The 11,891-nt window shown below is 75.2% G+C and carries 9 protein-coding genes; 3 read left to right on the top strand and 6 right to left on the bottom strand.

What is annotated here, in order from left to right; translation table 11 throughout:
* The first annotated feature begins 154 nt into the window (after positions 1-154).
* Positions 155-1,813, top strand: a complete 1,659-nt coding sequence (locus tag ACFYWL_RS20535) for an FAD-binding dehydrogenase (protein WP_386974941.1) — start codon at positions 155-157, stop codon at positions 1,811-1,813.
* A 136-nt stretch (positions 1,814-1,949) separates the two neighbouring features.
* Here the strand turns inward: ACFYWL_RS20535 and ACFYWL_RS20530 are convergent, their stop codons facing one another.
* Complete coding sequence (locus tag ACFYWL_RS20530) at positions 1,950-2,510, bottom strand: hypothetical protein (RefSeq protein ID WP_386974939.1); 561 nt, start codon at positions 2,508-2,510, stop codon at positions 1,950-1,952.
* A 237-nt stretch (positions 2,511-2,747) separates the two neighbouring features.
* Between ACFYWL_RS20530 and ACFYWL_RS20525 the strand changes: the two genes are divergently transcribed.
* Both ACFYWL_RS20525 and ACFYWL_RS20520 read left to right on the top strand, forming a co-directional pair.
* Positions 2,748-4,490, top strand: a complete 1,743-nt coding sequence (locus tag ACFYWL_RS20525) for a M28 family metallopeptidase (RefSeq protein ID WP_386974937.1) — start codon at positions 2,748-2,750, stop codon at positions 4,488-4,490.
* Positions 4,491-4,972: 482 nt separating this feature from the next.
* Positions 4,973-6,826 carry an ABC transporter ATP-binding protein gene (locus ACFYWL_RS20520; protein WP_386975032.1) on the top strand — a complete coding sequence of 618 codons (1,854 nt, stop codon included), beginning with the start codon at positions 4,973-4,975 and terminating at the stop codon, positions 6,824-6,826.
* A 180-nt stretch (positions 6,827-7,006) separates the two neighbouring features.
* Here ACFYWL_RS20520 and ACFYWL_RS20515 read toward each other — a convergent pair whose 3' ends face one another.
* The 5 genes from ACFYWL_RS20515 to ACFYWL_RS20495 form a co-directional block, all read right to left on the bottom strand.
* Complete coding sequence (locus ACFYWL_RS20515) at positions 7,007-8,344, bottom strand: sulfite oxidase (RefSeq protein ID WP_386974935.1); 1,338 nt, start codon at positions 8,342-8,344, stop codon at positions 7,007-7,009.
* A gap of 103 nt (positions 8,345-8,447) precedes the next feature.
* On the bottom strand, positions 8,448-9,083 hold the full coding sequence (locus ACFYWL_RS20510; RefSeq protein WP_386974933.1) for a hypothetical protein: 636 nt from the start codon (positions 9,081-9,083) through the stop codon (positions 8,448-8,450).
* Positions 9,080-10,486, bottom strand: coding sequence for a selenium-binding family protein (locus tag ACFYWL_RS20505; RefSeq protein WP_386974932.1), 1,407 nt, complete (start codon positions 10,484-10,486; stop codon positions 9,080-9,082). Before ACFYWL_RS20505 ends, ACFYWL_RS20510 begins: the two co-directional genes overlap by 4 nt.
* 194 nt (positions 10,487-10,680) lie before the next feature.
* Positions 10,681-11,196, bottom strand: a complete 516-nt coding sequence (locus ACFYWL_RS20500; RefSeq protein ID WP_386974930.1) for an NUDIX domain-containing protein — start codon at positions 11,194-11,196, stop codon at positions 10,681-10,683.
* Positions 11,197-11,304: 108 nt separating this feature from the next.
* Entirely contained in the window at positions 11,305-11,856 is a 552-nt protein-coding gene (locus ACFYWL_RS20495; protein ID WP_386974928.1) for an NADAR family protein, read from the bottom strand.
* Between the last annotated feature and the right edge of the window lie 35 nt (positions 11,857-11,891).

Below are 11,891 nucleotides of genomic sequence, written 5' to 3'. Positions count from 1 at the left end.
CGCGCGGCCCACGCCGTCCGGCCCGCGCGCCGCATGATCGACTCCATGTCGGCGACATGGGGGCATCCCCGCCCCCAGGACACCCCCATGTCGCCGACATGGCGGGGCCGCCCGCCCCGTGCAGGCGCAGCACCCGGGTCCGTAGGGTTCCGGCATGGATGCGGATGTGATCGTCGTCGGGGCCGGCCTGGCCGGCCTGGTCGCCGCCACCGAGGCCGCCGACGCGGGCCGGACGGTGCTGCTGCTCGACCAGGAGCCGGAGCAGAACCTCGGCGGCCAGGCGTGGTGGTCGTTCGGCGGGTTGTTCCTGGTCGACTCGCCCGAGCAGCGGCGGATGGGTGTGCGCGACTCGGTGGAGCTGGCCTGGCAGGACTGGCTGGGCAGCGCCGCGTTCGACCGCCCGGAGGACCACTGGCCGCGCCGGTGGGCCGAGGCGTACGTGCACTTCGCCGCCGGGGAGAAGCGGTCCTGGCTGCGGTCGATGGGGCACCGGCTGTTCCCCGTCGTCGGCTGGGCCGAGCGGGGCGGCGGCGCGGCGGACGGCCACGGCAACTCGGTGCCCCGGTTCCACGTCACCTGGGGCACCGGCCCCGGTGTGGTCGAGCCGTTCGCCCGCCGGCTGGCCGCCGCGGTGGACGCCGGCCGGGTGCGGCTGTGCTTCCGGCACCGGGTCGACGGCCTGGTCACCACCGGCGGGGCGGTCACCGGCGTACGCGGGTCGGTGCTGGAGCCCAGCGACGTGCCGCGCGGCGCGCCCAGCTCGCGGGTCGAGGTGGGCGAGTTCGTGTACGGGGCGCAGGCCGTGGTCGTCACCTCGGGCGGCATCGGCGGCGACCACGACCTGGTGCGGGCGGCCTGGCCGGCGCGGCTCGGCGACCCGCCGAAGCGGATGGTCTCCGGCGTGCCCGCCCACGTCGACGGGCGGATGCTCGGCATCACCGAGGCCGCCGGCGGGCAGGTGATCAACCCGGACCGGATGTGGCACTACGTCGAGGGGCTGCGCAACTGGGACCCGATCTGGCCGCAGCACGGCATCCGGATCCTGCCGGGGCCGTCGTCGCTGTGGCTGGACGCCACCGGCCGGCGGCTGCCCGCGCCGCTGTTCCCCGGCTTCGACACCCTGGCCACGCTGCGCCACCTGCGCGCCACCGGCCACGACCACAGCTGGTTCGTGCTCACCAGGAGGATCGTCGCGAAGGAGTTCGCGCTCTCCGGCTCGGAGCAGAACCCGGACCTGACCAACCGCAGCGTCCGGCAGGTGATCGAGCGGGCCCGCGCCGGCACCCCGGCCCCGGTCGCGGCGTTCCTTGAGCACGGCACGGACTTCGTCGTCGCCGACACCCTGGAGGCCCTGGTGGCGGGGATGAACGACCTCGTCGCCCCCGACGGCGGCCCGACCCTGGACGCGGCGCAGGTGCGGCGGACCGTCGAGGCCCGCGACCGGGCGATCGTCAACCCGTTCGGCAAGGACGCCCAGGTCACGGCGATCCGGGGCGCGCGGGCGTACCGGGGCGACCGGCTGATCCGGGTGGCCCCGCCGCACCGGCTGCTGGACCCGGCGGCGGGGCCGCTCATCGCGGTGCGGCTCAACATCCTGACCCGCAAGACCCTCGGCGGCCTGCACACCGACCTGGACGGCCGGGTGCTGCGCCCCGACGGGCAGCCGCTGCCCGGGGTGTACGCGGCCGGCGAGGTGGCCGGCTTCGGCGGCGGGGGCATGCACGGCTACAACTCGCTGGAGGGCACCTTCCTCGGCGGCTGCCTCTTCTCGGGCCGGCAGGCCGGGCGGGCGGCCGCCGCCGCGACCCGCTGACGGGACGCGTGCCGTTGACGGGCCCGAGTGCCGTTGACGGGACGCACGTCGTTGACGGGCCGCGACCCGCTGACGGGCCGCACGTCGCTGACGCGGCGGCGTGCGCCCGCTGGGCGGCCCGCCCACCCGGCCGCGCTCACTCCTCCTCGTCGTCCTCCGGGTCCGAGTCGTCGAATACGGGCTCGCCGCAGGCCGGGCACTCGATGGTGTCGAGCTCGTTGAGCAGCTCGGCCAGCTCGGGGTGGCCCTTCAGCGCGGCGGCGGTGGCGAGCAGGTAACGGGTCTCGACGTCGTCGTGCGGCCCGCCGGCCATCGTCTCGGCCAGCAGGGGCAGGGCCTCGGGCAGGGCCCGCCGGTAGTCCTCGGCGAGGTCGTCGGGCAGGTCGTTGGAGACCTCCCCGTACTCTCCGGAGCACGCGACGACGAGGCCGACCACGATGAGGTATTCGTCGCGTTCGCCCGGGGCAAGCGCGCGGGCGATGTCGACCAGGTGGGGGACGGCGGCGTAGGCGGCGGGCCAGGCGGTGCCCTCGGAGCACAGGTACGGCCACAGGTCGCTGAACCGTTCCTGGTCGGTGGGGTCGGCGCGCAGCGCCCGCAGCTCGGCGGGGACGGACGGGGCATCGGGCGACCGCCGGCCCGCCGACTGACTCCGGTGGTCGAGCTCCGACCAGCGCGGATCATCGAGTGACAGCATGACCGGCAGCCTAGATCCACCGTCGGTGTCGCCCGTGCCGGGTGGGGTGATCAGCGGATCGGTATGACCATGATGGATATTGACCGCTGAATCGACGCGTGTAAGTGTTTCCTTCCCTGGAACGAACGTCGCGGCGCCCCCTCGCCACGCCGCCGGACCCCGCCCGCCCCACCCTCGCGGGCGGGGTCCGGTCACGCCCAGGTGCACGACACCCCCGACCTGCACCGAGGAGCACCCATGAGACGCACCACAGTGACCGCGGGCCTGGCGCTCACCGCCGCCCTCGCGCTGACCACGTCGACGGCGACCCTGCCGGCCACCGCCGCCGAGGCCCCCGCCGCCGCCCCGGCCGTCGCGGCGCTGGCCGCGCCGGACATCTCCGTGACGAACGTCCAGGCCCACCTGAGCCAGTTCCAGAGCATCGCCACCAGCAACGGCGGCAACCGTCGCTCCGGCTCTGCCGGCTACACGGCGTCGGTCAACTACGTCAAGAGCAAGCTCCAGGCCGCCGGCTACACGGTCACCGAGCAGACCTGCACCAGCTGCACCTACTCGGGCAACAACGTGATCGCCGAGTGGCCGGGTGGCGCCCCCGCCGACCAGGTCATCATGTTCGGCGCGCACCTCGACGGCGTCTCCGCCGGCCCGGGCATCAACGACAACGCCTCCGGCTCGTCGGTGCTGTTGGAGAACGCCCTCGTGCTGGCCCAGCAGAACCCGAGCCTGACCAAGCGGGTCCGGTTCGCCTGGTGGAACGGCGAGGAGCAGGGCCTCCAGGGCTCCAAGTTCTACGTGAACTCGCTCAGCGCCACCCAGAAGGGCTACATCAAGGGGTACTACAACTTCGACATGGTGGCCTCGACCAACGGCGGCTACTTCATCAACCGGGTCACCTCCACCACGGCCGCGCCCCTGAAGGCGTACTGGGACTCCCTCGGCCTGTCGCCCGAGGAGAACGTCGAGGGCCAGGGCCGCTCCGACGACTACTCCTTCCAGCAGGCCGGCATCCCCACCTCGGGGTACGCGATGGGCGCCAGCGCCACCAAGAGCTCCGCGCAGGCCGCCAAGTGGGGCGGCACCGCCGGCTCCTCCTACGACCCGTGCTACCACCGGGCCTGCGACACCACCAGCAACATCAACGCCACCGGGCTCAACCGCAGCGCCGACGGCGTCGCGTACGCCATCTGGGACCAGGCCGTCGGCGGCGGCACCCCGACCAACGACTTCTCCCTCGCGGTGAGCCCGACCTCCGGCAGCGTCGCCCGGGGCGCGTCCACCACCGCCACGGTCTCCACCGCCACGACCTCCGGCAGCGCACAGAGCGTCGCCCTGTCCGCCGCCGGCGCGCCCAGCGGGGTGACCGTCTCGTTCAGCCCGTCGTCGGTGACCTCCGGCGGCTCGTCCACGATGACGATCACCGCCTCCGCGTCGGCCGCCACCGGCACGTACGCCATCACGGTCACCGGCACCGGGTCGGCGACCCGCACCGCCACCTACAGCGTCACCGTGACCGGCACCGGCGGCTGCGCCGGCGGCCAGGTGGTCGGCAACTCCGGCTTCGAGAGCGGCGCCACCGTCTGGACCGCGTCCTCGGGTGTGATCACCAACTCGGCCAGCCAGGCCGCGCACACCGGCTCGTACAAGGCGTGGCTCGGCGGCTACGGCAGCAGCCGCACCGAGACGCTGTCGCAGTCGCTGGCCGTCCCGGCCGGCTGCGCCACGTACACGCTGTCGTTCTGGCTGCACATCGACACCGCCGAGACCACCTCGACCAGGCAGTACGACAAGCTCACCGTCTCCGTCGGCGGCACCACCCTGGCGACGTACTCGAACCTGGACAAGGCCACCGGCTACACCCAGCGCACCTTCGACGCCGCCGCGTACGCCGGCCGGACGGTAACCCTGACGTTCACCGGCGTGGAGGACGCGTCGTTGCAGACCAGCTTCGTCGTCGACGACGTCACCCTCACCGCCAGCTGAGGTGCAAGGAAGGGCCCCTTGTTAACGCCTGCGGTATAGCAGGGTTCCCTTCTCACCGGCGCGGGGCGGCGAGCTCACCCGCGCGGGGCGGCGAGCTCACCGACGCGGGGCGGCGAGAGCCGCCCCGCGTCGGCCGGGGAGCGGGTTGCGACACGTGTTCGACACGCCGATGACGCGCTGACATTGGTCGGTCGCGCACAGTAGGCTCCCGGTGGTTGTCGGTGTGCCGCCGGTCGCGGCCCGCGCCTGCCTTGGAGGGGCCCGTGAGGAGAGCCGTCCGCCCGCGCCGATCGCCCGTCCCCGCCGGCCCCGCCGAGGCCACGCCAGCGCCCCCCGCGTCAGGAGACCCCGCGCCAGGAGACCCCGCGTCAGCGGGCGTCGCCACGCCGGGGGGCGTCGCGGCCGGAGGCGTCCCGACGGAGGGCGACGGGTCCGACGGCGGCGAGGCGTCGGTGCTGCCCGAGCTGGAGGACCGGGCGTGGATGCACCACGCGACCGAGTTCGCCCACACCACCTTCTGGGCGGTGGCCCGCCGGCTGCCCCGGCTGGTCCGCGAGGCGGTCGCCCTGGCCTGGGCGACCAGCCGCCGGGACACGGCCGCGTCCATCGGGCTCAACGTGGCCGCCGGGGTGATGACCACCCTCGGCCTGCTGGCCACCACCGGCGTGCTGCGCGAGCTGTTCGCGGCCGGCCCGACGCCGGACCGGATCCGAGCGGCGCTGCCGGCCCTGGCCCTGGCGGCGGCGGCCGTGACGGCCAAGGGCGCGCTGACCATCGCGGCCGGCTGGGCGCAGGCCCGCCTCACGCCGCAGATCAACTACCAGGTCGAGCTGCGGCTGTTCGAGGCGACCACGGCCGTCGACCTCGCCGCGTTCGACGACGCCGGGTTCGCCGAGGAGATGGACCGGGCCCGCGACCGCGGGGTGACCGAGGCGGCCTGGATCGTGGACCACACCGTCAACCTGATCACCGGTGTGGTCGGGGTGCTCGCCACGGCCGCGGCGGTCACCGTGATCCAGCCGCTGCTGCTGCCCTGCCTGCTGCTGGCAGCGGTGCCCGAGGCTGCGACCGCGGTGAAGACGGCCCGCCGGCAGTACCTGGAGATGCTGGCCCGGATCAACCGGCGTCGCCGGATGTCGATGCTGGCCAACCTGATGGCCAACCGGCACACCGCCGCCGAGATCCGCGCGTACCAGATGCGCGACTTCCTGCTCGGCGAGTACCGCCGGATGATGGCCACCGAGACGCGGGCCCACCTGCGCCTGGTGCGCGCCCAGACCCGGACCAGGGTGCTCGGCGCCGCCACGGCGGGCCTGGCCACCTTCGGCGTGTACGCGGTCCTCGCCGGCCTGCTGCTGGCCGGCATGGTGGCGCTCGCCGCCGCCGCGACGGCGCTGATCGCCCTGCAGTCCGCCCGGTCCAGCCTCGGCGTCGCGGTGTTCGCCACCAACTCGCTCTACGAGGACGCCCTCTACTACCAGGACTACCGGGGCTTTCTCGATCGGGCGGTCAGCCGGACCGCCGCCGGGGGCGACCGGCCCACCGCCGGGTTCGACGTCATCGAGCTGGACGCGGTGAGCCTGCGGTATCCGGACACCGACCGGCCGGCCGTCGACGAGGTCAGCCTGGCCGTCCGCCGGGGGCAGGTGGTGGCCCTCGTCGGCGAGAACGGCTCCGGCAAGACGACCCTGGCGAAGCTGATCGCCGGCCTGTACCGGCCCACCGGCGGGACGATCCGCTGGGACGGGGTCGACGCGGCCGAGCTGGACCCGCGCCAGGCCGGCGCGCAGGTCGCCGTGCTCACCCAGGACTGGTGGAAGTTCCCGTTCACCGCCGGGCAGAACATCCGCGTGGGCCGGCACGACCGGCCCGCCGGGCACCGGGGGCCCAGCGTGGAGGACGCCGCCCGGGCCGCCGCCGCGCACGACATGATCGTCGGCCTGCCGTTCGGGTACGACACGTTGCTCGACCGCGAGTTCAAGGACGGCCACGACCTCTCCGGCGGCCAGTGGCAGCGCCTCGTCGCCGCCCGTGGCCTCTACCGGGACGCCCCGCTGCTGATCTGCGACGAGCCGTCGGCGGCGCTCGACGCCCGCGCGGAGCACTCCCTCTTCCAGCACCTGCGGCGGCGGCCGGACCGGGCCGTCGTGCTGATCACCCATCGGCTGGCCAACGTCCGGCACGCCGATCAGATCTTCGTGATGGAACGCGGCCGGCTCGTGCAGCAGGGCACCCACGACGAGCTGATCGCCGCCGAGGGGCTCTACCGGGAGCTGTTCCGCCTCCAGGCCAGCGGCTACCTCGCCGCCGCCGAGGGCGTCGCGCCGCCGCCCTGACCGCCGGACCCGGGGGCCGGAGCGCGTAGACCGCCGACGCCGGGGGCGTGGCCCCGCCGATGCTGGGGCCGCCGCCCCGGCACCGTAGGCGCGTTCCGCCGCCCCGGCACCGTAGGCGCGTTCCGCCGCGCCGGGACCGTAGGCGCGTTCCGCCGCGCCGGGACCGCCGGCGGGGCGGCGTCAGCAGACCGTCACCGGGTGCCGGACGACGCCGTCGAAGAGGTATCCGAGGTCGTTGTGCCGGGCCCGGGCCGGCTGGCCGGCGCCGGTGGCGTCGGTGGCCCGCGCACGCAGCGTCACCGGGCCGGGTCCCGCCGGCCGCCAGCGCGCCGTCCAGCGCTGCCACGGGCCGCCCGCGTCGGCGGCGACCAGCTCGGCCGGCCGCCAGTCGCCGTCGCCGGTGTGCACCTGCACCGACCGGATCGGGCCGGCCCCCGACCAGGACCGGCCGCGCAGCAGCACCTCCGCGCCGGCCGGGACGCGGGCGTCCCAGGGCAGCTCGAAGGCGCTCTTCACCGACTGCGCGCCCAGCGCCGCGCCGTCGGCCGGGTAGCCGGGGCCGAACATGCGGTAGAGCTGCGTGTTCCACGGCGAGAAGAGGGCGGTGGCGGAGACCTCGACCGGGCCGACCCACTTGATCGAGGAGACGCCGATCCAGCCGGGCACCACCACCCGCACCGGGTGGCCGTGGTCGGCCGGCAACGGCTCGCCGTTCATCTCGTACGCCAGCAGCACGTCGTCGAGGGCCTTGCCGACCGGCAGCGGGCGGCGGACCCGGCCCAGGTTCACGCCGCCCGTGACGTACTCCGGGTCCAGCCCCTCCGGCATCACGTCGACGGCCGCGCCGGTCAGCCCGGCCCGGCGCAGCACCTCCGCCAGCCGTACGCCCCGCCAGTGCGCCACCCCGACGCCGCCGAGCCCCCACGCCACCCCGGGCGTCGGCCGGCCCTGCTGCCCGGCGAAGAACCGGCGGCCGTTGCCGGCGCACTCGACGAGCGCGGTGACCCGCTCGGCGGGCAGCCGGCGCAGGTCGTCGTAGCCGAACTCGACGGGCCGGTCCCGGGTGGGCGCGCCGCGCAGGCCGTCGCCGAACAGGCTCAACCGCCACGTGTCGGCGTCGATGCGGGGCGTGTGGGTGTGGTTGCGGACGAAGAACCGGTCGGTCGGCACGACGTACCCCTGCCCGGCCATCGCCTCCCAGCGCATCTCGGCGTTGGTGTCATGCCGGTCGAACAGCCGTGGCGGCAGCGGCTTGACGATGCCGGGCGGCCCGCCGCCCGCGTCCGTAGCGGGCCGGGGGCCGGGCCCGCCGGGCGTCCCGGGGTCGGCGCCGACCGGCTGGGGGGCGACGGCGACCGGCTCGCGCTCGGCCGCCGCGGCGGCGAGGGCGGTCATCGCCGCGCCGAGTTCGAGCAGGCGCGGGCCGGGGAATCCCGCGCCCCGGGCCCGGCCGGCGAGCCACTGGCGGGCCCGCCGGGCGTCGTGGTCGGCCTCGTCGTGCGACAGGTGGTGCGGCATCGGGGTTCCCTCCGGCTCGGCGACAGCTAACTCCTATTGAAGCAGTAGGAGTTGGCTGTCGGTGGACGCCACCCCGCTGTCGGTGGACGCCACCCCGTCGCCCTCAGGCCGCCGCGACCAACGTCACCACCCCGGCGGCCACCAGCACCCCCGCCCACAGCCGGTCCACGTTGAACCATGCCCGCCGCAGCACGCCGACGCCGAGCACCTCGTACACGGTCACGGCGGCGGCGAGCGCGACGCCGAACATCGCGACGGTGTGCACCCCGGCGGCGGCCAGCCCGGGCAGCGCACCGGCCGGTGCCGCCGCCAGGTGCCCGGTGTGGCCGGCACCGGCGACCGGCTCGGCGAGCAGCACCGGCAGCAGCATCAGCCCCGCCCCGTGCGCCGAGGACATCAGGAACGACCAGCCGGCGAGCTGCGCGTTCGACAGCCGCATCCCGGCCCAGCGGAAGTGCCGGCGCGACAGCAGCCGCCACAGCCCGAACCCGACCAGCAGGACGCCCCCGGTGACCGCCACGGCGGTGCTCGCCGCGACCGAGCGGGTGGCGGTGACCAGAGCGGCCACCACGCCGACGGAGGCGAGGTGGCCGAGCGCGATCGGCGGCAGCGACGCCAGCAGCACCCGCCGGCTGCGCTCCTGCAACCCGCGGGCCACCGCGAACAGCCAGCCCATGGCCGGGTTCAGCCCGTGGAACGCGCCGAGCCCGGCCAGCGTCAGCCAGGTCGCCGCGGTCACGGGAAGCAGTACGAGTCGGAGGAGGCGTCGCCGCCCTGCAACCGGGTCTGGTGCACCCGCAGCCCCCGGAACTCCTCGCCGCGCGGGAAGAACCGGGCGTCGGGGGTGAGGCCGCCCGCCTCGGTGTCGACGTCCAGCTTGGCCAGCCACGCGCCCACCCCGTCGGGGTAGAACTGGTCGTCCCAGGAGCCGTAGAGCGAGTTCGATACGTACACCCGGCGGCCGTCGCGGCTGATCTCCACCATCTGCGGGCCGCCGGCCAGGGGCTCGTCGGGGAAGCCAGGGTGGGGGGTGCGCCGCACGATGCCGCCGAGACGCACCGAGCCGGTCTGCACCGGGTGGAACGGGTCGCTGACGTCGTACTGGCGCAGCTCGCCGGTGCCCCAGCAGGAGACGTAGAGGAACCGGTCGTCCACGGACAGGTCGATGTCGGTGACCAGCGGGGGCACGGCCCCGAACGGCTTGAGCAGGTCGGGCAGGTCCGCCGCGTCGGCCGGCTCGGCGGGGATGTCGATCACCTTGGTCACGGCCCACTCCGCGCCGTCGCGGTGCCACAGCCAGATCGAGGCGGACAGGTCCTCGACGCTGATCACCACGCCGACGAAGCCGTACGTCTGCGTCGGGTCGTGCGCGGGCCGCAGCTCCAGGGGCATCTGGTACGCGTCGCCGAGGTCGACCCGCTGCACGTGCCGCCGCTTCGCCAGGTCCCAGAAGTGGATCGCGTGCCCGTACCGGCGGCCCAGCAGCAGCTCGCCGACGATCCCGTCCTCGATCATCGACGGGGTGCCCCACTCGCTGGTCACCAGCACGTCGTGGTTGAGGTGCCACCAGAAGTCGTACGCGAGGTGCTGCGGGCCCCGGTCGGCCTCCCACGCCCCGCGTACGTCGAAGCTGGTGTGGTCGAGGATCGCGATGCCGCCGGGGCCGTCGGCGTCGCCCGTCCCGCCGAGGGCGGACAGGTAGATGCCGTCCGGTCCGCAGTGCACGGTGTGCGGGCGGGAGTAGCCGGCCCGCTCGGCCAGCTCCCCGGGCTCGATCACCTTGACCAGCTTCGGCGCGCGCGGGTCGGGCTTGGTGTCGTACACGTGCACCCGCGACGAGCGCAGCCCGGGGACGATCAGGAAGCGGCGCTCGACGTGCGGGTGCGGCGCGGTGGGGCAGAGCGCGCTGCTGCACGCGTTCCAGCCGAAGTGGTGCAACTCGTCGCCGGTGTGCGGCAGGTCGGTCCAGCCGACCACCCGCCCGTACTCGGGGGATTCGGGGTCGGTGTCGAGCACGGCGAGGGCGTCGGGCCGCTCGGCGGCCCGGTCGAACGCGGCGACGTACGCCAGCTTCTCGGCCGGGGCCAGGGCCGCCTGCCGGGGCGACGGGTAGAACGAGGGGTCGGGGGTCCAGCGGGTCATCGGGTCTCCGGATCGGGTGGTGGGCGGCTCCAGGGGCGGACGCGCCGAGGCGGTCGACGGGCGAGAGCAGCCTACTAACCCGATAGGTTATATGGGTAGCCCGTCGACGTGGCCGTCCCATCCCTCAGGAGCCGACCGGCGACCGACGCCCGGTGGGCCACCGCCCGCTCAGGCCGCCCGCTCAGGCCGCCCGCTCAGGCCGCCCGGTGGGCGGCGAGGAAGTCGGCGAGCACCCGGGTGTGGGTCGAGAACGCCAGCTCCACCGGCTCGGTGACCACCAGCCACTCGGTCGCCTCCTCGGTCGGCGCCGACGGCGGCAACTGCCCGGCGGCCTGCTCCGGCAGCGTCCCGAAGACCATCATGGTGCCGCCGGCCGGCGCCCCGTGCACCGCGAACAGCCGCGCGTCGTCGGCGGACGCCACCAGACCCGTCTCCTCCCGCAGCTCCCGCACCAGGGCCTCCTGCCACGCCTCGCCGTACTCGATGAAGCCGCCGGGCAGGGCGAGCAGCCCGCGCGCGGGCTCGATGTCCCGGCGGACCACGACCACGCCGAGGCCGGCGTCGGTGCGCACCGGCAGCACCGCGACCGCCACGGGCGTCGGGTTGCGCCACACGGTCTGACCGCAGGCCGCGCACACCCGGGGCCAGTCGGCCGCCGCCGGGTAGCCCGCGCCGCAGTAGGAACAGTGGGAGTACGCTGCGCCGGTCACGCCCGGCACGTTACCGCGTCGGCCGCGCGCCTCCGGCCCGGGTGCCGGCCGGTCGACGCCCGGGTGCCGACCGGTTGGCGGGGCGCCGCGGGACGCCCGATGGGCGGGTCAGGGGCGCAGGGCGGCGCGGGCGGCCATCAGGGCGAAGCCGAGCAGGTTGTCGCCGCGCCAGCGGGCCGGATCCTGCGCGTCGGGGTCACCGGCGGCCAGGCCGATGCCCCACACCCGGTCCACCGGGCTCGCCTCGACCAGCACCCGTTCGCCCGTGCCGAGCAGGAACGCGCGCAGGTCGTCGTGCGCGGCGAACTTCGCGACGCTGCCGGCCACGACGATGTCGTACCGGTGGGCCGCCCAGACGCCCTCGTCGAAGCCGCGGACCGCGCGCCCGAGGGCCTTGGCCCGCTGCGGGTGCCCGGCGGTGAGGACGCGCGCCGCCGTGCCGTGGTCGCCGAACAGGGTGGCCTTGTGCCACATCATCCAGTGCTCGGCGGTGGCGAAGACCCGGCCGTCCACCGTGAACGGCGCGGGCCACCACTGGCTCAGGCAGCCGGCCCCGACCGCGCCGTCCGGCCGGGGCCGGTGCCCCCAGAAGTGCAGGTAGCGCACGCGGGCACCAGCGGCGTGCAGGGCGACCAGATCGGCGACGGAGCGGGGCGACATGGCCGACAGTCTGCCGGGTGCCCCCGACACCGCGC

The organism is Micromonospora sp. NPDC002575 (assembly GCF_042889525.1).
GTDB lineage: Bacteria > Actinomycetota > Actinomycetes > Mycobacteriales > Micromonosporaceae > Micromonospora > Micromonospora carbonacea.
Note: the sequence above shows the minus strand (reverse complement) of the source record. Positions and strands in the feature narration are given on the sequence as shown.